The organism is Pseudomonas veronii (genome assembly GCF_001439695.1).
GTDB lineage: Bacteria > Pseudomonadota > Gammaproteobacteria > Pseudomonadales > Pseudomonadaceae > Aquipseudomonas > Aquipseudomonas veronii.
This window is the reverse complement of the sequence record NZ_JYLL01000040.1, coordinates 1-22879: the sequence shown is the minus strand read 5'-3', so window position 1 is coordinate 22879 and position 22879 is coordinate 1. Positions and strand designations below refer to the sequence as shown.

The window sequence follows — 22879 nt, the reverse complement described above, 5'->3', positions numbered from 1 at the left end:
TTCAGAATTGTCTGGTGCTGCTTTCAGACATTTCTGCGTTGCTCCCATTGCGCGGGCTGAAATAGTTTCCGATCACACAACCACTGATCAGGGGATGAACATGATTCGGCTAGCGCAATCGGAGCAGGCGGCCTGGGACGCTTTTTTTGTCAGCATTACCTCACAACTGCTCGCGCAGGATGCACAGCGCGGCCCGGAATACATCGCCGAGCGTGCCGCAGAAATTGCCGATGAAATGCTGCTGGAGCGGCGCGAACGTTGCGTTGAGCGCCGAACCGCGCCAATCGATTGGATCGGCCCGGCCAAGGGTCAGTAGGCATACCTGAGCAGGGCGTGCGAGGTGCCGCTGAAGGCGATGAAGCCGAGCACCGCCACCACGGCAGGCAATACCAGCCACCAGGCTTTCTGCGACATCGGCGGCAGCGGGCTGCGGTATTGGATTGCGCTCAGGCTCAATGCACACACGCTCATCGCCAGCAGCATTCCGGCGAGGATGTCGGTGGGCCAGTGGGCACCCAAGTAAACCCGCGACAACGCGATGAATGCCGCGGGGATGCAGCCCAGCAGCAGCCAGGTCAGGCGCAGGCGCGTGGGCTGTCCGCGCCCGGCCAATACCGCCAGCGCCAGGAAAAACGCGAATGCGCCGGAGGCGTGGCCGCTGGGCATGCTGAAGCTGGTCAGCGGGTCGGTGAGGATTTCCGGGCGACCGCGGGCAAAAAACAGCTTGGTGGCGGTATTGATCACCGCGGCCACGCCCAGCGTGATGCCGACAAACAGCGCGTGGCGCCATTGGCGTGCGAGTAACAGCAGGCCGGTGAACAGGGCGCTGGCGACAAACATCTTCTTGAACTCGCCCAGTTGGGTGAGCCTCACCATGGTCTCGTCCAGCCAGGCGCTGCGATGCTCCTGCACCAGGGCGCTCAGCCCCTGGTCGAAGTCGTTGAGGTGCGGGTAGCCGATAAACAGGGCGATCAACAGGGTCAGGCTGGCGCAACCTATCCACCCTGTGGCACGGCGATGGCCGCGCAGGCTGCTGTTCAAGCTCAGCCCCAGCAACACCGCCAGGCATGCCGCGACAATTCCCGCCTCGGGCCAGAACCCCGCCGGCAATGGCAGGCGGAAAGCCGCGCCGGTCGCCCAGCCCGGCAGCAGGTACGCGACTGTCCAGCCGGCCGCCGCGAGAATGCTGACCAGGGCAAAGCGTGGGAACGGCATGTCGCACATGCCAGCCACCATCGGCAGCATGGGGCGCAACGGGCCGATGAAACGTCCGACCAGCAGGCTGGCGATGCCGTACTTGTGGAAGTAGGTCTCGGCGCCGTTCATCCATTCAGGGTGATGCCGCAGGCCGGGCAGGCGCCGGATGTTCTGGTGGAAATGGCGTCCCAGGAAGTAGGACACCCCATCGCCCACCAGGCCGCCGAGAAAACCCAGCAGCAGGGTTTCACTCAGCGACAGCGCACCGTTGCCGGCCAGCACGGCAATGGCGAACAGCAGCACGGTGCCGGGCACGATCAAACCGGCAATGGCCAGGCATTCCACGCACGCCACGATAAACACCGCCGCCGCCAGCCATTGGGGGTTCAGGGTCAGCCAGCCGGTGATGCTATCGAGCCATTGGCCCATGATTCTTCACTCCCTCGTCACCGTTTCAAATCAAAAAATAGTCGCGGCCTTCGACCTGGCCCCGGCGCAGCGGGTTCCGCGTGCAATAAGGCGCATAGCCTGCATCGACGAAGCGGTACATCAAGTGTTCGTCCCGGCCGCCGGGAATGCCCAGGCGGGTGGTCTGGATAATGTGCGTCGGCACCTGGCCGACGTCTTCTACATAGAGCCGCTCCTGGTCGAAGCGCTTGGCATCCCACATCGGCACTTTCAGGCCCAGCGCCTTGCACAATAAGGTCTGGCCGGCGCAGAGCTTCTGCGAGGCGCGTGGCCTGCCATTGGCGTCCGGGTTGTTCAGCAGCATCTGCGCCAAACTGGCCGGGCCGGAGGTCTCATCGACCCAGGGATAGGCGGATTTGATCAATACTGCATTGCCCGGGCCCTGGGCGCTGAAGTTCAGCGAATCGCCGCCACGGGCGTAGTACATATAGATATGACCGCCATCCAGAAACAAAGCCTTACGCTTTTCTGTGTAGCCCAGTGAGGCATGACTGCCTTTTTCGGCCACGTAATACGCTTCGGTTTCAATAATCCGCGCCGAAAGCCAGAGATCGCCGACCCGATGACGGATGATTTTGCCGAGCAATTCCCGCGCAAGCAGTTGCGCATCGCGGTCGAAGAAGCGGTCGGGCAGGGCGCTGGCAGGGAGTTGGGGGGTGAAACTCGACATGGCCTTCAGGGTTAATACGGCTAAATGTGACGGAATAATAACAACTCCCACCTTAATTACGGCTGAACCCCAGGTTTTTACAGTTCATTTCGACCATCCGCCCCTCACCGCTGTCAGTCGGGCGGCGTCACAGCTATAATCTGCCGCTTTCCTCTTTGCCAAGACTCCCTGACCATGACTGAGTCCGTTCTTGACTACATGACCCGCCTGGGTCGCGCTGCCCGTCAGGCCTCGCGGTTGATCGCCCGTGCGAGCACCGCGCAGAAAAACCGTGCCTTGCTGGCCGCCGCCGATGCTCTGGATGCTTCGCGCTCCGAGTTGACCGCCGCCAACGAACTGGACCTGGCCAACGGCCGCGCCAATGGCCTGGAACCGGCGTTGCTCGACCGCCTGGCGCTGACCCCGGCGCGTATCGACGACATGATCGAAGGCCTGCGTCAGGTAGCCAAGCTGCCTGACCCCATCGGTGAAATCCGCGATATGCGTTACCTGCCGTCCGGCATTCAGGTCGGCAAGATGCGCGTGCCCCTGGGCGTGATCGGCATCATCTATGAGTCGCGCCCGAACGTGACCATCGACGCCGCGAGCCTGTGCCTCAAGTCTGGCAACGCCACCATCCTGCGCGGCGGTTCCGAGGCGATCCACTCCAACCGTGCGATTGCCGCCTGCATCCAGCAGGGCCTGGCCGTGGCCGAATTGCCGGCCGAAGTGGTGCAAGTGGTGGAAACCACCGACCGCGCCGCCGTCGGCGCGCTGATCACCATGCCGGAATTCGTCGACGTGATCGTGCCGCGCGGTGGCAAGAGCCTGATCGAACGCGTCAGCCGTGATGCCAAGGTGCCAGTGATCAAGCACCTGGACGGCGTCTGCCACGTTTACATCGACATCGCCGCCGACATCGACAAGGCGATCCGCATCGCCGACAACGCCAAGACCCACCGTTACGCCCCGTGCAACACCATGGAAACCCTGCTGGTGCACGCCGGCATTGCCGATCGCGTGCTGCCGCCGCTGGCTGCCATCTACCGCGACAAGGGTGTGGAACTGCGCGGTTGCGAGCGCACCCGTGCGCTGCTCGGCGCGGACGTGATCGAAGCCACCGAGCAAGACTGGTACACCGAGTACACGGCGCCGATCCTGTCGATCCGCATCGTCGACGACCTGGATCAGGCCATCGAGCACATCAACAAATACGGCTCCAAGCACACCGATGCCATTGTTACCGAGCATTTCAGCGATGCCCGGCGTTTCCTCACCGAAGTGGACTCCGCTTCGGTGATGGTCAACGCCTCGACGCGTTTTGCCGACGGCTTCGAGTATGGCCTGGGCGCGGAGATCGGTATCTCCACCGACAAGCTCCACGCACGTGGCCCGGTTGGCCTGGAAGGCCTGACCAGCGAGAAGTACGTAGTGTTCGGCGACGGGCATGTGCGCGCTTGATGGGTAAACGCATCGGGTTGCTCGGCGGCACCTTTGACCCCGTGCATATCGGCCATTTGCGCAGTGCCCTGGAAGTCGCGGATGCCCTCGCGCTGGATGAATTGCGCCTGACCCCCAATGCCCGGCCGCCGCACCGCGATACGCCGCAGGTGTCAGCGCAGCAGCGCCTGGAAATGGTGCGCCTTGCCGTAGCTGGCATACCGCCGCTGGTGGTGGACGACCGCGAGCTCAAGCGCGATAAACCGTCCTACACTGTCGACACCCTGGAACTGATGCGTGCCGAGTTGGCCGCGGACGACCAGTTGTTTCTGCTTTTGGGCTGGGACGCATTTTGCGGCCTGCCCTCTTGGCATCGCTGGGAGGAACTCCTCCAGCATTGCCACATCCTGGTTTTGCAACGCCCGGATGCCGACAGCGAACCGCCGGATGCCTTGCGCAACCTGCTGGCCGCGCGGTCGGTAAGTGACCCCTTGGCCCTGACCGGGCCGAACGGGAATATTGCATTCGTCTGGCAGACCCCGCTTGCGGTGTCCGCCACCCAGATCCGTCAACTGCTGGCCAGCGGGAAGTCGGTACGTTTCCTGGTGCCTGACGCGGTCCTGGCCTACATCGATGCGCACGGGCTTTACCGTGCGTCGAACTGAAAAGGCGCGCTTGAACGCACGAACAGTCGTGCAGCGAGCGCCCGAACATACGAGCAAAACGAGTTTTATATGACGAACAAAGACGTAAGCAAAGTTAAGCGCAAAGGCACCTTCAAGAGCGCGCCACTGCCGGTTGAAGCCCACGTTGGCCCGGAACTGGCTGGCGAAGAACTGGTGAAAGTCGCCGTGGCGGCCCTGGAAGACGTCAAGGCCCAGGACATCCAGGTGCTGGACGTGCGCGACAAGCAGAGCATCACCGACTTCATGATCATCGCCACCGGTACCTCCAACCGCCAGATCGGCGCGATGCTCGACAAAGTGCGCGAAGCCGTCAAAGCCCAGGGCGTGAAGCCGCTGGGTGAAGAAGGCAAGGGCGACAGCGACTGGGTGCTGCTGGACATGGACGACGTGATCGTTCACATGATGACCTCCAACGCCCGTCAGTTCTACGACCTGGAGCGTCTGTGGAAAGGCGCCGAACAGAGCCGTGCGGCTGATGGCAAGCACCACAGCCCGGAAGTGGGCCACGCGCACTTCGACAAGCTCAACAAAGACCAGGAATAAGGAACGGCTGTGCGCCTGCGTCTGATCGCTGTCGGTTCACGCATGCCCAAGTGGGTGGAAGAAGGCTGGCATGAATATGCCAAGCGTCTGCCCGCCGAGCTGTCGCTTGAGCTGGTGGAAATTCCGCTCAATACCCGGGGCAAGAACGCCGACGTGGCGCGCTTTATCCGTCAGGAAGGCGAAGCCATGCTGGCCAAGGTCGGTCCCAACGAGCGCATCGTCACCCTCGAAGTCCACGGCAAACCCTGGAGCACCGAGCAATTGGCGGTGGAACTGGATCGCTGGCGCCTGGACTCGCGCACCGTCAACTTCATGGTCGGCGGCCCCGAGGGGCTGGCGCCGGAAGTCTGCGCGCGGGCGGACCAACGCTGGTCGCTGTCGGCGCTGACGTTGCCGCACCCGCTGGTAAGGATCCTGATCGGTGAACAGCTGTATCGCGCCTGGACAGTTCTGTCCGGGCACCCTTACCACAAATAGTCTGCGCCCCTCCCGATGACTCAGCCGATCCGCATCAAGGACCACGAGAAAGACGCACGTCTGGTGCGCTCGCGCGTGGTTTTTGGCGCGATCATGGTGGTGACGTTGATCGGGGTGTTGATCGCGCGCCTGTATTTCCTGCAGGTGATCCAGTACGACTATCACTCCACTCTGTCGGAAAACAACCGGGTGCATGTGCAGCCGATTCCGCCGACCCGTGGCCTGATTTTCGACCGCAACGGCGTGGTGGTCGCGGATAACCGGCCCAGCTTCAGCCTGAGCATGACCCGCGAACGCTCCGGCGACTGGCAGCAGGTCCTCGATGTGATCGTCGACGTGCTGCAACTGACCCCGGAAGACCGGGCGATCTTCGAAAAGCGCATGAAACAGGGGCGTCGGCCGTTCGAGCCGGTGCCGATCCTGTTCGAGCTGACCGAAGAGCAGATCGCCCGGATCGCGGTGAACCAGTTCCGCCTGCCGGGCGTGGAAGTGGTGGCGCAGTTGGTGCGGCATTACCCGCAGGGGCCGCACTTCGCGCACTCCGTCGGTTATATGGGGCGGATCAACGAGAAAGAGCTGAAAAGCCTCGATCCGGTCAATTACAGCGGCACCCACCATATCGGCAAGACCGGCATCGAGCGTTTCTACGAGCCCGAGCTGCACGGCCAGGTGGGTTACGAAGAGGTCGAGACCAACGCCCGCGGCCGTGTGTTGCGGGTGCTCAAGCGTACCGATCCGGTGCCGGGCAAGGACATTGTGCTGAGCCTGGACATCAAGTTGCAGGAAGCGGCCGAGATGGCCCTGGGCGGGCGCCGTGGCGCGGTGGTGGCGCTGGACCCGAGTACCGGCGAAGTCCTGGCCATGGTCAGCCAGCCCAGTTTCGACCCCAACCTGTTCGTGACCGGGATCAGCTTCAAGGCCTACGCCGAGCTGCGCGATTCCATCGACCGGCCGCTGTTCAACCGGGTGTTGCGCGGCCTGTATCCGCCGGGTTCGACGATCAAGCCGGCGGTAGCGATTGCCGGCCTGGACGCGGGCGTGGTCACGGCGTCGAGTCGCGTGTTCGACCCCGGCTACTACATGCTGCCTAATTACGATCACAAATACCGTAACTGGAACCGCACCGGTGACGGCTATGTCGACCTGGACACCGCGATCATGCGGTCCAACGACACCTATTTTTACGACCTGGCCCACAAGCTGGGGATCGATCGCCTGTCGGCCTACATGGGCAAGTTCGGGTTGGGTCAGAAAGTCTCCCTGGACATGTTCGAAGAATCCCCAGGCCTGATGCCGTCGCGCGAATGGAAGCGTGCCACCCGCCGCCAGGCGTGGTTCCCCGGCGAGACTCTGATCCTGGGCATCGGCCAGGGCTATATGCAGGCGACACCGCTGCAACTGGCCCAGGCCACGGCGTTGGTGGCCAACAAAGGCATCTGGAACCGTCCGCACCTGGCCCGCACCATCGAAGGCGAAAAGCCGGTGGATGAAAACCCGATCCCGGACATTGTGCTGCGTGACCCGTCGGACTGGACCAAGGTCAACCACGGCATGCAGCAGGTGATGCACGGCGCCCGGGGCACGGCGCGCAAGGCGGCGACCGGCGCGCAATATCGCATTGCCGGCAAGAGCGGTACGGCCCAGGTGGTCGCGATCAAGCAAGGCGAAAAATATGACCGTTCCAAAGTCCAGGAGCGCCACCGCGACCACGCCCTGTTTGTCGGCTTCGCTCCGGCGGACGACCCGAAGATCGTGGTCGCCGTGATGGTCGAGAACGGCGAGTCCGGTTCGGGCGTCGCCGCGCCGGTGGTCCGTCAAGTGATGGATGCCTGGCTGTTGACCGATGACGGCAAGCTCAAGCCCGAATATGGCGGCCCCCCTTCAAGCACCGAGGTTACGGCCAGTGAAGAGTAATTTTGACCGCATCCTCTCCAGTGAGGATGTGATGCGTCGCCGCGCGACATTGCTGCAGCGCATGCACATTGATGGCCCGTTGTTGATTCTGCTGCTGACCCTGGCCGCCGGCAGTCTGTTCGTGCTGTATTCGGCCAGCGGCAAGAACTGGGACCTGCTGATCAAGCAAGCGTCGTCGTTCGGCCTGGGCCTGTTGTCGATGGTGGTGATTGCCCAGCTGGAGCCGCGTTTCATGGCGCGGTGGGTGCCGCTGGGGTACGTCGCTGGCGTGTTGTTGCTGGTGGTGGTGGACGTGATGGGCCACAACGCCATGGGCGCGACCCGCTGGATCAACATTCCGGGGGTGATTCGCTTCCAGCCGTCGGAATTCATGAAGATCCTGATGCCGGCGACCATCGCCTGGTACCTGTCCAAGCGCACCTTGCCGCCGCAACTCAAGCATGTGGGGATCAGCCTGATCCTGATCGGCGTGCCGTTCATCCTCATCGTGCGCCAGCCGGACCTCGGTACATCGCTGCTGATCCTGGCGGGCGGTGCGTTCGTGCTGTTCATGGGCGGCTTGCGCTGGCGCTGGATTCTCAGCGTGCTCGCCGCTGCCGTGCCGGTGGCCGTGGCCATGTGGTTCTTCTTTATGCATGACTACCAGAAGCAGCGGATTCTCACGTTCCTCGACCCGGAGAGCGACCCGCTGGGCACCGGCTGGAACATCATCCAGTCGAAGGCGGCCATCGGTTCCGGCGGTGTCTTTGGCAAGGGTTGGTTGATGGGCACCCAGTCGCACCTGGACTTTTTGCCCGAGAGCCACACCGACTTCATTATTGCGGTGATGGGCGAAGAGTTCGGCCTGGTGGGCATTTGCGCGTTGCTGCTGATCTATTTACTGTTGATTGGGCGTGGCCTGGTGATCACCGCGCAGGCGCAGACGTTGTTCGGCAAATTGCTGGCGGGCTCGTTGACCATGACTTTTTTTGTTTACGTTTTCGTCAACATCGGTATGGTCAGTGGCCTCTTGCCGGTGGTTGGGGTGCCGTTGCCGTTCATTAGCTACGGCGGAACTTCGCTGGTGACATTGATGTCAGCGTTTGGGGTTTTGATGTCGATTCACACGCATCGCAAATGGATCGCACAGGTTTGAATAAGGTGAAGATGTCAATGCAAGTATTGCGCGGCTGGGCGACTCGGCATGCGTCCTGGATGAGCCTGATCGGGCTGCTGGGCGCCATGCACGAAGCGCAGGCCGGTGACTACGATGGCTCACCTCAGGTCGCCGAATTCGTCGGTGAGATGACCCGTGACTATGGCTTCGCCGGTGAACAGCTGATGGGCGTGTTCCGCGAGGCCCAGCGCAAGCAGGCGATCCTCGATGCCATCTCCCGCCCGGCCGAGCGCGTGAAGCAGTGGAAGGACTATCGCCCGATGTTCCTGACCGACGCCCGCGTGGCCCGGGGCGTGGACTTCTGGCGCCAGCACGAAGCCGCGCTGGCCCGCGCCGAGCAGGAATACGGCGTGCCTGCCCAGGTGATTGTCGCGATCATTGGCATTGAAACCTTCTACGGGCGCAATACCGGCAGTTACCGGGTGATCGATGCCTTGTCGACCTTGAGCTTCGATTACCCGCCCCGCGCTGAATTCTTCCGTAAGGAACTGCGTGAATTCCTGCTGCTGGCCCGCGAAGAGCAGGTCGACCCGCTGACCCTCAAAGGCTCCTACGCCGGTGCGATGGGCTTGCCGCAGTTCATGCCGAGCAGTTTTCGCGCCTACGCGGTGGATTTTGACGGCGACGGCCATATCAATATCTGGAGCAACCCGGACGATGCCATCGGCAGCGTGGCCAGCTACTTCAAGCGCCATGGCTGGGTGAGCGGCGAACCGGTCGTCAGCCGTGCCGACGTGAGCGGCGAGCGCGCCGATGAAGGCCTGACCCAGGGCATCGAGCCGGCCAAGACGGTCGGGGAGTTGCGGGCGCTGGGCTGGTCAAGTCATGATGCGCTGCGCGATGATATGCCGGTCACGGCTTTCCGCCTGGAAGGCGAAAACGGCCCTGAATACTGGATGGGCCTGAAGAATTTCTACGCAATCACGCGTTATAACCGCAGTGTGATGTACGCCATGGCCGTGCATCAACTGTCTGACATGCTGGTCCAAGCACGGGGCAACAAGTAATGCGGGCATCGCCGTTGAAAAAACCGCTCAAGCTGGTGGCGTTTGCCGCGTTGTCCTTGCTGGTTGTCAGTTGCTCCACCAGTCGCGCGCCGACGCAAAAGTCCGGCGGCACCGCTATTCGTTCCCAGCCGGGGCTGGACATCAACCGCGCGCATAAAGACGGTGCGCCGTGGTGGGACGTCGACGTGTCGAAAATCCCGGATGCCACGCCGACCCTGCACACCGGCCCGTACAAGGCCAACCCCTATACCGTGCTGGGCAAGAGCTACTTTCCGCTGCAGGACTCCAAGACCTACGTGCAGTCGGGCACGGCGTCGTGGTACGGGACCAAGTTCCATGGCCAGAACACCGCCAATGGCGAGGTCTACGACCTGTACGGCATGAGCGCGGCCCACAAGACCCTGCCGCTGCCCAGCTATGTGCGCGTGACCAACCTGGACAACAACCGCACGGTGATCCTGCGGGTCAACGATCGCGGGCCGTTCTATTCGGACCGGATCATCGACTTGTCCTACGCCGCCGCGAAGAAACTCGGTTATGCCGAAACCGGCACCGCGCGGGTCAAGGTCGAAGGGATCGACCCCGCGCAATACTGGGCCCAGCGTGGCAAACCGGCACCGTTGATGCTCAACGAGCCGCAAGCCGCGCAACCGCAAGTCACAGCCTCGACCGGCAAGATCGAGCAGTGGACGCCACCCGCGCAACAGCACGCGCCCGACACGGTCGTGGTGCCTCGCGCCGCACCGGGTGCTTCGGCTGCCGGTGGGCAATACCTGCAGGTGGGCGCTTTCGCCAACCCGGATGCGGCAGAGCTGTTAAGGTCCAAGCTGAGCAGTATGGTCAATGCGCCGGTCTTCATCAGTTCCATCGTGCGTAATCAACAGACCCTGCACCGTGTGCGTATGGGCCCGATCGGTTCGCCGAGCGAGGTCGCGCAAGTGCAGAACAGCGTGCGCCTGGCCAACCTGGGGCAACCCAGCGTGGTCAGCGCCGAATAAACCGTAAAGGATTGATGGTTCAGGTCCGTGCGCGGGCCTGGGCCCTGGTTGTTGGCTCGTTGAACAATAAAACCCAGGGGCAAGGGGTGAGCAGGCAACCGAACACGCGACAGACCGGTAACGGGCTGTCTGAATAAGTTTTGCCCGCGAGGGCAAGTTTCCATACGTAATTTCGAGAGACGGATGAACATCATCACCTTAGCCAAACGCACGTGCCTGCTTATCTCGCTGATCATCACCCCGGCCGCCTGGGCGGTTGAAATGGTGCCGGCTTCACCGCAACTGGCCGCCAAGGCCTGGGTCCTCATGGATGCCGCCAGTGGCAACGTGCTGGTGGAAAACAACGGTGACCAGCGCCTGCCGCCCGCCAGCTTGACCAAGCTGATGACAGCCTATATCGCGACCCTGGAAATCCGTCGCGGCCAGATCGGCGAAAACGACCCGGTGACCGTCAGCGAAAACGCCTGGCGCACCGGTGGTTCGCGGATGTTCATCAAGGTCGGCTCGCAGGTGACGGTCAGCGACCTGCTGCACGGCATCATCATCCAGTCCGGTAACGACGCCAGCGTCGCCCTGTCCGAGCACATCGCCGGCAGCGAAGACGCGTTCGCCGACATGATGAACAAAACCGTGGCCGACCTGGGCATGACCAACAGTCACTTCATGAACCCGACCGGTCTGCCGAACCCAGAGCACTACTCGTCGGCTCACGACATGGCGATCCTGGCGCGCGCGATCATTCGTGTCGACCCGGTCCACTACGCGATCTACTCCCAGAAGGAATTCTTCTGGAACAACATCAAGCAGCCTAACCGCAACCTGTTGCTGTGGCGCGACAAGACCGTCGACGGTCTGAAAACCGGCCACACCGAAGAAGCCGGCTACTGCATGGTGTCGTCCGCCGTGCGTGATGGCCAGCGCCTGATCGCCGTGGTCTTCGGCACCAACAGCGAGCAGGCCCGTGCGGCCGAGACGCAAAAACTGCTGACCTACGGTTTCCGCTTCTTCGAAACCCAGACCTTCTATCAGAAGGGTGCTGAACTGGCGACCGCGCCGGTATGGAAAGGCGCAACCTCGCAAGTCAAGGCCGGTCTGGCTGAAGACCTGACCCTGACCATGCCTAAAGGCCAGCTGAAAAAGCTCGCGGCCAGCATGACCATGAACCCGCACCTGGTTGCGCCAATCGCCAAGGGCGACGTGATCGGCAAGGTCGAAGTGAAGCTGGACGATAAAGTGGTACACAGTGCCGACCTGATCGCCCTGGATGCCGTCGACGAGGGTGGTATCTTCCGCCGCGTGTGGGATAGCATCCGCCTGTTCTTCTACAGCTTGTTCAACTGATAAGTGTGCACCTGCAAAGCCCCGTGTTGATCCGACGCGGGGCTTTGCCCGTCGCCACGGCTTACGCTTACGAGGCCGTTACGCCATGACCGATAAAGAAGTAAAGGCGCCAAAGATCGAATTCCCGGTGACGGATTATCCCGTCAAGGTGATCAGCGATACCGGTGTGGGCAACAAGGACAAGATTCTCGACATCGTGCGTAAACACGCGACGATCAACGACAACCGTGTGGATGAGCGTTCGAGCACCAACGGTAAGTACACCACGATCCAGTTGCACATCGTTGCGACCGGTCAAGACCAGCTTTACGACATCAACAGCGAACTGCGGGCCACCGGCTTCGTACATATGGTGCTGTGATGCCACAGGTCCTGGGCTTTCGCGAGCTCGGCCGGATGGACTACGAGCCCGTCTGGCACGCGATGCAGCGCTTCACCAACGAGCGCGGCACCTCGGCACCCGATGAGATCTGGCTGGTGGAACACCCGCCGGTGTTCACCCAGGGCCAGGCCGGCAAGGCCGAGCATCTGCTACTTCCGGGTGATATTCCGGTGGTGCAGGTCGACCGAGGGGGTCAAGTGACTTACCATGGGCCCGGTCAACTGGTGGTGTATCTGCTGCTGGATGTGCGCAAGCTGGGGTTTGGCGTGCGCGACCTGGTGAACCGTATGGAGGCTTGCCTGATCGAGCTGTTGGCCAGTTACGGCGTGAGCGCCGTGGCCAAGCCCGATGCACCCGGTGTGTATGTGGATGGTGCGAAAATCGCTTCCCTGGGGCTGCGCATTCGCCACGGTTGTTCGTTTCATGGTCTGGCGTTGAACGTGGACATGGACCTGGCGCCGTTCCGGCGCATCAACCCGTGCGGTTATGCCGGGTTGGCGATGACCCAGTTGAGCGACCACGCCACACCGATTAAATTTGCCGAGGTAAGTGCCCGGCTGCGTGCGCAGCTCGTCAAACACCTCGACTATGCTGAGCAGACGACCCTTACGGGCGGAATCGACTGATTATGACTACTGATGCAGTGCAAACCATGATCCCGACGCTGGACGTCAACGAACGTCCGGCCCAGGCCCCGCGTGCCAAGGTGGAAGCCGGCGTCAAGCTGCGCGGCGCCGAGAAGGTTGCACGCATCCCGGTCAAGATCATCCCGACCACCGAACTGCCGAAAAAACCTGACTGGATTCGCGTGCGTATCCCGGTCTCGCCGGAAGTCGACCGTATCAAGGCGTTGCTGCGCAAGCACAAGCTGCACAGCGTGTGCGAAGAAGCGTCCTGCCCGAACCTGGGCGAATGCTTCTCCGGCGGCACTGCCACGTTCATGATCATGGGTGACATCTGCACCCGTCGTTGCCCGTTCTGCGACGTCGGCCACGGCCGGCCGAAGCCACTGGACGTCAACGAGCCGGAAAGCCTGGCCATCGCCATCGCCGACCTGAAACTCAAGTACGTGGTGATTACTTCTGTCGACCGCGACGACCTGCGTGACGGCGGTGCCCAGCACTTTGCCGACTGCATCCGCGAAATCCGCAAGCTGTCGCCGGACGTGATGCTCGAAACCCTGGTGCCGGACTACCGTGGCCGCATGGACGTCGCGCTGGAAATCACCGCCGCCGAGCCGCCGGATGTGTTCAACCACAACCTGGAAACCGTGCCACGCCTGTACAAGGCGGCGCGTCCAGGTTCGGACTACCAGTGGTCGCTGACCCTGCTGCAGAAATTCAAGCAGATGATGCCGCACATCCCGACCAAGTCCGGCCTGATGCTCGGCCTGGGCGAAACCGACGAGGAAGTGATCGAAGTCATGCAGCGCATGCGCGAGCACGACATCGACATGCTGACCCTCGGCCAATACCTGCAACCATCGCGCAGCCACTTGCCGGTACAGCGTTTCGTTCACCCGGACACCTTCGCCTGGTTCGCCGAGGAAGGTTACAAGATGGGCTTCAAGAACGTCGCGTCGGGCCCGCTGGTACGTTCCTCGTACCACGCCGATGAGCAGGCCAAGCTGGTCAAGGCTAGCCTGATTTCGTAATACAGATCTGCGCAACACCGCAGATCCAATGTGGGAGGGGGCTTGCCCCCGATGGCAGTGTGTCAGTCGCTACAGGTACTGGCTGATTCAGTGCTATCGGGGGCAAGCCCCCTCCCACATTTCGTTCCGCGTCATATAGGGAGAATCAGGGATGACCAGTCGACTAGCCGCCGCCGTACCTGCATTGCGTTCTGAAGCCACCATCGGCCTGATCGCACCCGCCGGCCCTGCCGCGCTGGACGTGGAAAAAGCCGGGCAGTGGATGCGCGCCCGTGGCTATGAGCTACGCATCTTCCCCGGAGTATATGAACGCGACGGCTACCTGGCCGGCAGCGATGACGTGCGCTTGCGCGACCTGCACGCCGCCTTCGCCAACCCTGATATCGATGCGATCTTCTGCCTGCGCGGCGGCTACGGCACGCCCCGCCTGCTGGACCGCCTGGACTTCGACCTGCTGCGCGCCAACCCCAAGCCTTTCGTGGGTTACAGTGATATCACTGCGTTGCACCTGGCAATCAACCGCTATGCCGGTTTTGTGACCTTCCACGGCCCGATGCTGAATGCCGACCTGCTCGGCGACAAGCAGCCACCCACCGAGTCGTCGTTGTTCAACATGCTGCGTGGCCAGGTAGGTGCAGGCAGCGTGCTGGCGCACCCGGTGGCCTACCCATTGACCACGATCGAGCCCGGTATCGCCTGTGGGCGCTTGCTCGGCGGCAACCTGTCGATGATCGCGGCCATGATGGGGACGTCCTACGAAATCGATGCCGAGGGCATCATCCTGTTTATCGAAGACGTCAATGAGCCGATCTACCGCATCGACCGCTTGCTGACGCATCTGCGCCTGACCGGCAAGCTGGCTCAGGTAGCGGGTGTGTTGGTGGGGGACGTGGCGGGGGTGGATAGCACCGCGCTGGAGCGGCTGCTGAAGCAGACCTTCGAACCGCTGTGCATTCCGGTGCTGTCTGGCTGGCGCAGTGGGCATTGCGATCCGAACGTGACGCTGCCGATGGGCGCGCGGGTGCGGTTGGATGCGGGGGAGCAGCGGGTGGTGTTGGAGCAGGATGTGGTGTTCAACCGCTGAATCTGTCGTCTGCTAAACCGCTATCGGGAGCAAGCTCCCTCCCACATTTTGACCGCATTTCAAAGGATGTACGCGGTCAAAATGTGGGAGGGGGCTTGCCCCCGATAGCGGTAGTCGCCATAAGCCGATCTAACGGTTCTGCAACGACTCCAGCAATTTCACCGTCGGATAACCATCCGCCGGCCAGCCCAGTGACTGTTGCGCCGCACGGATCGCCTTGCGCGTGTTGGCGCCGATAATCCCGTCCGGGTTGCCCGCGTCATAGCCATTGCTGCTGAGTACGGTCTGCAGGTCAATGCGCTGGGAACGACTCAGCGGCAGTTCATCTTTCGGCCAATCGCCACGAATCACACCACTTCCGCCGAACCGTTCCGACAGCAGGCCCACGGCCAGTGCGTAGGACGACGAGTTGTTGTACTTGAGGATTGCGCGGAAGTTATCCAGCACCAGGAACGCCGGGCCACGGTAACCCGCTGGCAGCAGCAGGGCGGCGGAGAGCTGGTCGACGTTAGGCGGCATGCTCGCTCCCGGTGGCAGCTGGATGCCCAGCTTCAGCCAGTCGGCGACGGTCTTGCGCACGCCACCGTCGGCCAGGGTGTAATCGAAGTTGGCCGGCAGTTGTTTGACTTCGAAACCCCACGGCTGGCCTTTCTGCCAGCCGGAGCTTTGCAGGTAATGCGCAGTGGAGGCGAGGGCGTCGGCCGGGCTGTTCCAGATGTCGCGGCGACCGTCGCCGTCGAAGTCCACGGCGTGGGTGTTGTAGGTGGTCGGGATGAACTGGGTCTGGCCCATGGCGCCGGCCCACGAACCGCGCATCTGGTCGGCCTGGATATCGCCGTGCTGGATGATTTGCAGCGCCGCAAGCAATTGCGCCTGGGCAAAGGCCGGGCGCCGGCCTTCGTAGGCCAGGGTCGCGAGGGAACGGATCACCGAGTTATTGCCCTGGAACTGACCGAAGTTACTTTCCATGCCCCACACCGAGACCAGCGCCTGGCGGTCGACGCCATAACGTTGCTCGATGCTTTGCAGGATGTCGGCGTACTTGACCAATAGTGCCTGGCCATTACGCACACGTACTGGCGACAGGGCGCCGTCGAGGTATTCCCACACCGGGCGGGAAAATTCCGGTTGGCTGCGGTCGGCGCGGATCACCGCCATGTCCGGGGTGACGTTGGCGAAGGCGATATCAAACACGGCTGGGGTAATGCCGGCCTTCAAGGCTTGCGCACGGAAACCGGCCTGCCATTCGGCAAAGGTCTGGGTGGGCTGGATGTCCAGGTTATCCACAGCCAGCGGGGCCACGACAGCGGGCGCTACGACCGGTGCGGTCGACAGTGTCGGCAAGGGTTGAGCATCTGCGGCGGTAGGTTTTTCCGCGCAGGCGACAAGCAGAATGAGGCTGGAGGCAGCGATCAATTGGCGAAGGTGCCAACGACGGGAAAGACTAGAGGGCATGCACAGGTCCAGGGATTACAAATCAAGTGCTGACCTTATCATGCCGGAGGGGCGCTTGCCTTCAGGCGGCCAGAAAGTAAGAAGCCTCCCAGCTATTAGACTGGAAGGCTTCGCGGCGGTAGCTGCCTTTGCCCTTGCCGGCGCGTTCCTGACGGCTGCGGAACAGTGGCTGGGCGATGATGGATTTGGCCTTGTTGGGGCCATGCTTAGATGGCTTTTTGCTCATGGTCGTTACTCTCTTCAGGTGGGATGCAGCGGTGCAAATCATCTGCCGAAGTCTGGCCGCTGTAAAGCCCGACAAGTTTTTTGAAATACAAATGCAGCCAACATGTGGGAGGGGGCTTGCCCCGTCCCGCATTGGTTTTGCGGTGTTTTTAAGCGGGGGGTTATTCGGCAGGTAATGTCAGGCGCTGGCCAGACATCAGCAGTGACAAACGGCTCAGGCTCATCCACGGCGAACCCGCTGCCTGGCCCTTGATTTGCGCATCGATGCGCTGGGCTTCGAGCAACAGTTGCGCCCAGCGTTGCGCCGAGTGCCGCTGCAGGGCTTTGCTCATCAGCGGTTTGCGCTTGTCCCAGACCGGCGGTCTGGCTTGGCTGAAGCATTTGTCCAACGGCGTGCCCTGGCTGTATTGCAGCGCAATATTGGCCAGTACCCGCAACTCGCGAGCCAGCGCCCAGAGAATCACCGGCGGTTCCACGCCTTCACCGCGCAACCCTTCGAGCATGCGCAGGGCGTGTGCAGGCTCGCCGTTGAGGATGGCGTCCACCAGCCCGAACACGTCAAAACGCGCGCTGTCAGCCACCGCGCCTTGCACGGTTTCGACGGTGATCTGCCCGTCTTCGGCCATCAGCTTGAGCTTTTCGATCTCCTGGGCGGCGGCAAGCAGGTTACCTTCGACCCGGGCGGCGATCAGTTCCACGGCGTCCTGCGTGGCCGACAGCCCCGATTGGGACAGGCGCTGACGAATCCACTGCGGCAACTGATTGCTGTCCACCGGCCAGATCTGGATGAACTGGGTCTGTGCCCCTTCCACCAGCGCTTTGCCCCACTTGGTTTTCTGCGCGCTGCCGTCGAGCTTGGGCAGGCTGATCAGCAACACCGTGTCTTCGGCAGGCCGCGAACAGTACTCGATGAAGGCCGCCGCGCCCTTGTCGCCGGGCTTGCCCGACGGCAGGCGCAGTTCCAGCAGGCGTTTTTCGGCAAACAGCGACATGCTCGCGCCGGCTTGCAGCAGCGTGCCCCAGTCGAAACTGGCGTCGGCGCTGAACACCTGGCGTTCGTCGAAGCCTTGCTGGCGCGCGGCGGTGCGAATGGCGTCTGCCGCTTCCTGGCACAGCAACGGGTCATCGCCGCTGACGATATAGACAGGCGCGAGAGCACCTTGCAGGTGTTTGGCGAGTTGGGCGGGGGCGAGTTTCATAGGCGCGATGAACGGGGCGCCTGGGGCGCCCCGTCTGGCTTAGTCTACAGGGACTTCAACAGGCGATTGTTTCGGCGTGTTGTTTTCGTACTCTTGCGCGGCTTTCAGGGCGTCGGCGTCAGCCTTGGCCTTGTTGTCGGCGGTCTGTTGCAGCAGTTCCAGTTTTTCCGGCGTCAGCTGTTGCAGGCGCAGCATCACACGTTGGACCAGCTCACGACGCATTTCTTTGCGCACCTGGGTCATTTCCGAGTCCGAGCCCACCAGGTTGTTGCCATCGTGGCTCACGACCTTTTGCACTTCGATCTTGTCACCCATCAACGGCAGATGGTCGCGGCCCTGCATTTCAAACGTCAACGAAGTGATCAGCTCGATATCGGACGCACGGCCAGCGCTGGCGTAGCTGAGGTTACGCTGGGTTTCTTTCTCGTCGGCCAGGAACAGCTTGTAGGTCGCGCCGGTGTAGACGTGTACGCCACTGTTTTTCAGGGTGTCGCGCAGTTGCACAACGGTTTCGCCGTAGGCGTTGCGGGCGCTGACGTCCAATTCCTTGATGGTCAGTTCATTGGTGCCGGTACCGCGCAGCTGGAAGCCGCAAGCGCTCAGCAGCACAGCAAGGCCCATCACCAGCAAATTGCGTTTGATCATTTTATTGCTCCCCTTGAAACCATGCGGGCCTTATCGAGGCCCTGAAGGTTTAGTTCGGCGCAGCGCTCAAGCCCTGCGCCCGATCCGATTTAGCTGGCGACGATATTGACCAGTTTACCCGGCACGACGATCACTTTGCGGATCGTCAGGCCTTCGGTAAAGCGCAGTACGTTCTCGTTGCAGCGCGCGGCCGCTTCGACGTCTTCGCGGCTGGCGCTGGCCGGCATGTCGATCTGGCCACGCAGTTTGCCGTTGACCTGAATTACCAGTTGCAGCGTGTCCTGAACCAGCGCGCTGTCATCCTGCACCGGCCAGCGGGCGTCAATGACGGCTTCGCTGTGGCCCAGGCGGTGCCACAGTTCGTGGCTGATGTGCGGCGTGATCGGGGCCAGCAGCAGGGTGACCGTCTCGAGGCCTTCGTGAACCAGCGCACGCTCCTGTTCGGTGGCTTGCGGGGCTTTTTCCAGTACGTTCATCAGTGTCATCACCTGGGCGATGGCGGTGTTGAACTTGTGGTTCTGGCCCACATCCTGGCTGGCTTGCTTGATGGCCAGGTGGGTGCTGCGGCGAATGGCTTTCTGCTCGTCGCTCAAGGCGGCCACATCCAGCTTGCCCGGCAGGCCCTGGCTGACATGGGCATGGGCCAGGCGCCAGACGCGCTTGAGGAAACGGTGCGAACCTTCGACGCCGGAGTCGGACCATTCGGCGCTCATGTCCGGCGGCGAGGCGAACATCATGAACAGGCGGCAGGTGTCGGCGCCGAACTGGTCGATCATCGACTGTGGGTCGACGCCGTTGTTCTTCGACTTGGCCATCTTCTCGGTGCCACCGATTTCCACCGGCAGGCCGTCGGCGATCAGCTTGGCGCTGATGACCTTGGCTTTGCTGTCGCGCTCGAGCTCGACATCCGCCGGGTTGAACCAGGTGTAGCTGCCATTGGCTTCGCGACGGTAATACGTCTCGGCGATCACCATGCCCTGGGTCAGCAGGTTCTTGAACGGCTCGTTGGAACTGACCAGGCCTTCGTCGCGCATCAGCTTGTGGAAGAAGCGCGCGTACAGCAGGTGAAGAATGGCGTGTTCGATACCGCCGATGTACTGATCCACCGGCAACCAGTGGTCGGCCGCCGATTTCTCGACCAGGCCACCCTCGTAGTGCGGCGAGGCATAACGGGCGTAGTACCACGAGGACTCGACGAAAGTGTCCATGGTGTCGGTTTCGCGCTTGGCTGGCTGGCCGCATTTCGGGCAGCTGCACTCGTAGAACTCAGGCATGCGCGCCAAAGGCGAACCGGCGCCGTCCGGCACCACGTCTTCCGGCAGGACCACCGGCAACTGGTCTTCCGGCACCGGCACGTCACCGCAGGTTTCGCAGTGGATGATCGGGATCGGGCAGCCCCAGTAACGCTGGCGGCTGATGCCCCAGTCGCGCAGGCGGAACTGGGTGCGCGAGGCACCGAGGTTTTTCTTGATCAGCGCGACTTCGATGGCGTCGAAGGCGCCGGCGAAGTCCAGGCCGTCGAACTCGCCGGAGTTGATCAATTCACCGTGCTCGCCGTAGGCGTCTTGCCACGGGGCCGGGTTGGTGTCGCCCGAGCTGGTGCGTACCACGGATTTGATCGGCAGGTTGTACTGGGTGGCGAATTCGAAATCGCGTTCGTCGTGGGCCGGCACAGCCATTACTGCGCCATCGCCGTAGTGCATCAGCACGTAGTTGGCGACCCATACCGGCAATTTTTCGCCAGTCAGCGGGTGCTCGACGAACAGCCCGGTCGGCAGGCCTTTTTTCTCCTGGGTGGCGACGTCGGCTTCCGCCACGCTGCCGCCTTTGCATTCGGCGATGAACGCCTGCAGCTCAGGGTTGTTCTGTGCGGCCTGGCTGGCCAGCGGGTGTTCCGCGGCCACGGCGACGTAAGTCGCGCCCATCAGGGTGTCCGGACGGGTGGTGAAGACTTTGAGGGTGCCCGCTTCGCCGATCGAATCGACGTTGTACGGGAACTGCACTTCCATGCCCTTGGACTTGCCGATCCAGTTGCGTTGCATGGTCTTGACCTGTTCAGGCCAGCCCGGCAGGTCGTCGAGGCTCGACAAGAGTTCATCCGCGTAGGCGGTGATCTTGAAGTAGTACATCGGGATTTCGCGCTTTTCGATCAGCGCGCCGGAACGCCAGCCGCGACCGTCGATCACCTGCTCGTTGGCGAGCACGGTCTGGTCGACCGGGTCCCAGTTCACGGTACCGTTCTTGCGGTAGATCACGCCTTTTTCGAACAGGCGGGTGAACAGCCATTGTTCCCAGCGATAGTAGTCCGGCTTGCAGGTGGTCACTTCGCGGGACCAGTCCACCGCCAGGCCCAGGCTGCGCAGCTGGGTCTTCATGTAGGCGATGTTTTCGTAGGTCCACTTGGCGGGCGCTACGTTGTTCTTCATCGCGGCGTTTTCCGCCGGCATGCCGAAGGCGTCCCAACCCATGGGTTGCAGGACATTCTTGCCTTGCATGCGCTGGTAACGGGAAATCACGTCGCCGATGGTGTAGTTACGCACGTGCCCCATGTGTAGCTTGCCGCTGGGGTAAGGGAACATCGATAGGCAATAGAACGTCTCCTTGCCCGGCTGTTCACTGACTTCAAAGGACTTTTGCTCGTCCCAGAAGGTTTGGGCGGCATTTTCTATTTCACGGGGCTGATATTGTTCGTGCATGGCTACTTTTGAACTGAATAGGGGTGGCCTAATCCTCTTCGGTGCATTGTCCGAGCTGGCCGACACCATAAAGCGCCGCGTCCGTGCCCAAACCCTGCGGGAAGTGGAGTTACAGGAAGCGCCGTAGCATACATGACCCCACTCTATCGAGGGAAACCCTGATTGCGCGGTCGAGGCCGTCTGTCGCGGCGCCGGGCAGGCGCAGCCATGGGGGCTACGCTGTTTATTGGGGAGTGAGTCTTATCTTCAATGAGGTGAGGGGATGGTGGAATCGCAGCGAATGTTATCTAAACCGGATGTGTACCAAGGACTCATCGACCGTTTGGGTCGTGCATTGGATGCAGCAAGTACGGCGGGTCGATTGCGTGATGAGCAGCCCGTCGAGTTGGAACTGCGAGGCTTGAGCCACGCGGAGCTGGAACTGATCAAGGCTTATCTGGCAAGGAACGAACGTTCGGCCTTTACCGGCGTGGCGAGCACGCCGCCCAACGAGCCCGTGCGGTCGGCCAAGGTGGTGTGGCTCAAGGATGTGTCAGCCGCTCGCGGCCCGGAAAAACATCGGTCCGTGCGGTTCAAGTAATACATGCCCCTTAGTTTCCTGATCATCGCTGACACTGCTTCGTTCTTGTAAAGATTGTCGCTAAACCCCGTTACACCTTAGGCTTCGGGCATCTATGGAGATGCTCGATGCCTATTCGTTATTTCATCAAACAACTGCTGTTGCCGCCCGGCATTCTCTTGCTGTTGCTGGCCCTTGCCTGGTGGTTTCGCCGCAGCCGCCCGCGCCTGGCCGGCTGCTGCTTTGCCCTCGGCCTGGGCGGGATGTGGCTGATGAGCCTGCCGATCATGGTGGAGTGGGGCGCGCGCGCCCTGGAGACGGCGCCGCCGTTGGCCCGGGAGGACTGGTCGAGCCTGGCCCGACGCGCCGATGCCATTGTGGTGCTGGGTTCGGGGCGCGAGCGTGGCGACCCGGCCTGGGGTTCGGACCAGCCAACCGGCATCGGGCTGGAGCGTCAGCGCTACGCCGCGCGATTGGCCAAGGCCTCCGGGCTGCCGGTGCTGACCAGCGGCGGTTTGCATTACGGCACACCGCCCAGCGAAGCTGAGTTGATGGCGGTGTCGATGCGGGACGACTTCGATGTGGCGGTGCGCTGGAAGGAAGAGCGCAGCCGCACCACCTGGGAAAATGCGCAGATGAGTGCCGAGATTCTGTTGCCCGAGGGGGTCAAGCGCGTCGTGGTGGTGACCCAGGCCTGGCATATGCCGCGTGCGGTCTGGAGCTTTGAAAAAGCCGGTTTCAGCGTGGTGCCGGCGCCGGTCGGCTTCCTCGGCGAGGATAACGCGCGGCCGCTGGGCGGTTGGATGCCGGAGTTCAAGTCGGTGTGGCAGAGCGGGCAGTTGCTCAATGAGGCGGTGGGGCAGGTGGGGTATCGGTTGTTCTACCGATAGCACCGCAAATCAAAATGTGGGAGGGGGCTTGCCCCCGATTGCGGTGTATCAGTATCAAATGTACTGACTGACACACTGCTATCGGGGGGTACAGACCGGAGACATCCTTTACGTTTGAAACCGGAGACATCGTTTACATGTATTAATCATGGCCAGGAGGTAACTGGCCATGTCATGGAATCGAGAGTCCCCTATGGACCAAAAAGTCAGATTG

Annotated in this window: 23 protein-coding genes; 16 read left to right on the top strand and 7 right to left on the bottom strand. The window is 62.0% G+C overall.

Annotation, left to right across the window (positions count from 1 at the left end):
- Nucleotides 1–100 precede the first annotated feature (100 nt).
- Nucleotides 101–316, top strand: a complete 216-nt coding sequence (locus tag TU80_RS28555; RefSeq protein ID WP_026140195.1) for a hypothetical protein — start codon at nucleotides 101–103, stop codon at nucleotides 314–316.
- Here the strand turns inward: TU80_RS28555 and TU80_RS28550 are convergent.
- Together TU80_RS28550 and TU80_RS28545 are read right to left on the bottom strand one after the other, a co-directional pair.
- A complete protein-coding gene (locus TU80_RS28550) occupies nucleotides 310–1626 on the bottom strand; it encodes a bifunctional DedA family/phosphatase PAP2 family protein (RefSeq protein WP_057005933.1) in 1317 nt (438 codons plus the stop codon). The two genes, TU80_RS28555 and TU80_RS28550, sit on opposite strands and share 7 nt — an antisense overlap.
- Nucleotides 1627–1651: 25 nt before the next feature.
- Complete coding sequence (locus TU80_RS28545; protein WP_046381925.1) at nucleotides 1652–2335, bottom strand: DNA-3-methyladenine glycosylase; 684 nt, start codon at nucleotides 2333–2335, stop codon at nucleotides 1652–1654.
- A 174-nt stretch (nucleotides 2336–2509) separates the two neighbouring features.
- On the opposite strand from TU80_RS28545, the gene TU80_RS28540 reads away from it, so the two are divergent.
- The 13 genes from TU80_RS28540 to TU80_RS28480 all read left to right on the top strand — a co-directional run bounded on the left by TU80_RS28540 (nucleotide 2510) and on the right by TU80_RS28480 (nucleotide 14996).
- On the top strand, nucleotides 2510–3775 hold the full coding sequence (locus tag TU80_RS28540; RefSeq protein WP_046381926.1) for a glutamate-5-semialdehyde dehydrogenase: 1266 nt from the start codon (nucleotides 2510–2512) through the stop codon (nucleotides 3773–3775).
- On the top strand, nucleotides 3775–4419 hold the full coding sequence (gene nadD / locus TU80_RS28535) for a nicotinate-nucleotide adenylyltransferase (RefSeq protein ID WP_017848346.1): 645 nt from the start codon (nucleotides 3775–3777) through the stop codon (nucleotides 4417–4419). The genes TU80_RS28540 and nadD overlap by 1 nt, the downstream gene beginning before the upstream one ends.
- Before the next feature lie 69 nt (nucleotides 4420–4488).
- Nucleotides 4489–4983 (top strand): ribosome silencing factor, encoded by a 495-nt coding sequence (gene rsfS, locus TU80_RS28530; RefSeq protein WP_003176298.1) that lies wholly within the window; start codon nucleotides 4489–4491, stop codon nucleotides 4981–4983.
- Between the two features lie 9 nt (nucleotides 4984–4992).
- A complete protein-coding gene (gene rlmH / locus TU80_RS28525) occupies nucleotides 4993–5460 on the top strand; it encodes a 23S rRNA (pseudouridine(1915)-N(3))-methyltransferase RlmH (protein WP_003176297.1) in 468 nt (155 codons plus the stop codon).
- Nucleotides 5461–5475: 15 nt separating this feature from the next.
- Nucleotides 5476–7374: a penicillin-binding protein 2 gene (gene mrdA / locus TU80_RS28520; RefSeq protein WP_057005932.1), complete on the top strand. Its 1899-nt coding sequence runs from the start codon at nucleotides 5476–5478 to the stop codon at nucleotides 7372–7374.
- A gap of 31 nt (nucleotides 7375–7405) precedes the next feature.
- A complete protein-coding gene (gene rodA, locus TU80_RS28515; RefSeq protein WP_017848344.1) occupies nucleotides 7406–8509 on the top strand; it encodes a rod shape-determining protein RodA in 1104 nt (367 codons plus the stop codon).
- A gap of 17 nt (nucleotides 8510–8526) precedes the next feature.
- A complete protein-coding gene (gene mltB, locus TU80_RS28510; RefSeq protein ID WP_046381928.1) occupies nucleotides 8527–9537 on the top strand; it encodes a lytic murein transglycosylase B in 1011 nt (336 codons plus the stop codon).
- Nucleotides 9537–10535 carry a septal ring lytic transglycosylase RlpA family protein gene (locus tag TU80_RS28505; protein WP_017848342.1) on the top strand — a complete coding sequence of 333 codons (999 nt, stop codon included), beginning with the start codon at nucleotides 9537–9539 and terminating at the stop codon, nucleotides 10533–10535. Before mltB ends, TU80_RS28505 begins: the two co-directional genes overlap by 1 nt.
- Nucleotides 10536–10718: 183 nt before the next feature.
- A complete protein-coding gene (locus TU80_RS28500) occupies nucleotides 10719–11876 on the top strand; it encodes a D-alanyl-D-alanine carboxypeptidase family protein (protein ID WP_046381929.1) in 1158 nt (385 codons plus the stop codon).
- A gap of 85 nt (nucleotides 11877–11961) precedes the next feature.
- Nucleotides 11962–12237: a DUF493 domain-containing protein gene (locus TU80_RS28495; protein ID WP_017848340.1), complete on the top strand. Its 276-nt coding sequence runs from the start codon at nucleotides 11962–11964 to the stop codon at nucleotides 12235–12237.
- Complete coding sequence (gene lipB / locus TU80_RS28490; RefSeq protein WP_057005931.1) at nucleotides 12237–12884, top strand: lipoyl(octanoyl) transferase LipB; 648 nt, start codon at nucleotides 12237–12239, stop codon at nucleotides 12882–12884. The genes TU80_RS28495 and lipB overlap by 1 nt, the downstream gene beginning before the upstream one ends.
- Nucleotides 12885–12910: 26 nt before the next feature.
- The gene (lipA, locus tag TU80_RS28485; RefSeq protein WP_169796398.1) at nucleotides 12911–13912 is read left to right on the top strand and encodes a lipoyl synthase; all 1002 of its coding nucleotides are present in this window, start codon (nucleotides 12911–12913) and stop codon (nucleotides 13910–13912) included.
- A 151-nt stretch (nucleotides 13913–14063) separates the two neighbouring features.
- Entirely contained in the window at nucleotides 14064–14996 is a 933-nt protein-coding gene (locus TU80_RS28480) for a S66 peptidase family protein (RefSeq protein WP_057005929.1), read from the top strand.
- 129 nt (nucleotides 14997–15125) lie between these two features.
- On the opposite strand, the gene TU80_RS28475 is transcribed toward TU80_RS28480, so the two are convergent.
- The 5 genes from TU80_RS28475 to leuS all read right to left on the bottom strand — a co-directional run bounded on the left by TU80_RS28475 (nucleotide 15126) and on the right by leuS (nucleotide 21216).
- Nucleotides 15126–16451, bottom strand: coding sequence for a lytic murein transglycosylase (locus TU80_RS28475; RefSeq protein ID WP_046381931.1), 1326 nt, complete (start codon nucleotides 16449–16451; stop codon nucleotides 15126–15128).
- Nucleotides 16452–16512: 61 nt separating this feature from the next.
- Nucleotides 16513–16677 carry an alternative ribosome rescue factor ArfA gene (gene arfA, locus TU80_RS28470; protein ID WP_003176285.1) on the bottom strand — a complete coding sequence of 55 codons (165 nt, stop codon included), beginning with the start codon at nucleotides 16675–16677 and terminating at the stop codon, nucleotides 16513–16515.
- A gap of 160 nt (nucleotides 16678–16837) precedes the next feature.
- The gene (gene holA / locus TU80_RS28465; protein ID WP_046381932.1) at nucleotides 16838–17875 is read right to left on the bottom strand and encodes a DNA polymerase III subunit delta; all 1038 of its coding nucleotides are present in this window, start codon (nucleotides 17873–17875) and stop codon (nucleotides 16838–16840) included.
- A gap of 39 nt (nucleotides 17876–17914) precedes the next feature.
- The gene (locus tag TU80_RS28460) at nucleotides 17915–18520 is read right to left on the bottom strand and encodes an LPS-assembly lipoprotein LptE (protein WP_017848334.1); all 606 of its coding nucleotides are present in this window, start codon (nucleotides 18518–18520) and stop codon (nucleotides 17915–17917) included.
- 89 nt (nucleotides 18521–18609) lie between these two features.
- Nucleotides 18610–21216, bottom strand: a complete 2607-nt coding sequence (leuS, locus tag TU80_RS28455; protein ID WP_046381933.1) for a leucine--tRNA ligase — start codon at nucleotides 21214–21216, stop codon at nucleotides 18610–18612.
- Between the two features lie 262 nt (nucleotides 21217–21478).
- Between leuS and TU80_RS28450 the strand changes: the two genes are divergently transcribed.
- Entirely contained in the window at nucleotides 21479–21796 is a 318-nt protein-coding gene (locus tag TU80_RS28450) for a hypothetical protein (RefSeq protein ID WP_046381934.1), read from the top strand.
- Nucleotides 21797–21903: 107 nt separating this feature from the next.
- On the top strand, nucleotides 21904–22665 hold the full coding sequence (locus tag TU80_RS28445) for a YdcF family protein (RefSeq protein WP_046381935.1): 762 nt from the start codon (nucleotides 21904–21906) through the stop codon (nucleotides 22663–22665).
- Nucleotides 22666–22879 lie beyond the last annotated feature (214 nt).

Coding starts and splice junctions, on each gene's coding strand:
- mltB (WP_046381928.1), top strand. CDS start 8,527: ATGCAAGTATTGCGCGGCTGGGCGACTCGGCATGCGTCCTGGATGAGC.
- rodA (WP_017848344.1), top strand. CDS start 7,406: ATGCGTCGCCGCGCGACATTGCTGCAGCGCATGCACATTGATGGCCCG.
- TU80_RS28500 (WP_046381929.1), top strand. CDS start 10,719: ATGAACATCATCACCTTAGCCAAACGCACGTGCCTGCTTATCTCGCTG.
- TU80_RS28450 (WP_046381934.1), top strand. CDS start 21,479: ATGGTGGAATCGCAGCGAATGTTATCTAAACCGGATGTGTACCAAGGA.
- TU80_RS28545 (WP_046381925.1), bottom strand. CDS start 2,335: ATGTCGAGTTTCACCCCCCAACTCCCTGCCAGCGCCCTGCCCGACCGC.
- mrdA (WP_057005932.1), top strand. CDS start 5,476: ATGACTCAGCCGATCCGCATCAAGGACCACGAGAAAGACGCACGTCTG.
- TU80_RS28475 (WP_046381931.1), bottom strand. CDS start 16,451: ATGCCCTCTAGTCTTTCCCGTCGTTGGCACCTTCGCCAATTGATCGCT.
- lipB (WP_057005931.1), top strand. CDS start 12,237: ATGCCACAGGTCCTGGGCTTTCGCGAGCTCGGCCGGATGGACTACGAG.
- arfA (WP_003176285.1), bottom strand. CDS start 16,677: ATGAGCAAAAAGCCATCTAAGCATGGCCCCAACAAGGCCAAATCCATC.
- TU80_RS28550 (WP_057005933.1), bottom strand. CDS start 1,626: ATGGGCCAATGGCTCGATAGCATCACCGGCTGGCTGACCCTGAACCCC.
- TU80_RS28505 (WP_017848342.1), top strand. CDS start 9,537: ATGCGGGCATCGCCGTTGAAAAAACCGCTCAAGCTGGTGGCGTTTGCC.
- TU80_RS28540 (WP_046381926.1), top strand. CDS start 2,510: ATGACTGAGTCCGTTCTTGACTACATGACCCGCCTGGGTCGCGCTGCC.
- leuS (WP_046381933.1), bottom strand. CDS start 21,216: ATGCACGAACAATATCAGCCCCGTGAAATAGAAAATGCCGCCCAAACC.
- TU80_RS28480 (WP_057005929.1), top strand. CDS start 14,064: ATGACCAGTCGACTAGCCGCCGCCGTACCTGCATTGCGTTCTGAAGCC.
- rsfS (WP_003176298.1), top strand. CDS start 4,489: ATGACGAACAAAGACGTAAGCAAAGTTAAGCGCAAAGGCACCTTCAAG.
- lipA (WP_169796398.1), top strand. CDS start 12,911: ATGATCCCGACGCTGGACGTCAACGAACGTCCGGCCCAGGCCCCGCGT.
- nadD (WP_017848346.1), top strand. CDS start 3,775: ATGGGTAAACGCATCGGGTTGCTCGGCGGCACCTTTGACCCCGTGCAT.
- TU80_RS28460 (WP_017848334.1), bottom strand. CDS start 18,520: ATGATCAAACGCAATTTGCTGGTGATGGGCCTTGCTGTGCTGCTGAGC.
- TU80_RS28495 (WP_017848340.1), top strand. CDS start 11,962: ATGACCGATAAAGAAGTAAAGGCGCCAAAGATCGAATTCCCGGTGACG.
- TU80_RS28555 (WP_026140195.1), top strand. CDS start 101: ATGATTCGGCTAGCGCAATCGGAGCAGGCGGCCTGGGACGCTTTTTTT.
- TU80_RS28445 (WP_046381935.1), top strand. CDS start 21,904: ATGCCTATTCGTTATTTCATCAAACAACTGCTGTTGCCGCCCGGCATT.
- holA (WP_046381932.1), bottom strand. CDS start 17,875: ATGAAACTCGCCCCCGCCCAACTCGCCAAACACCTGCAAGGTGCTCTC.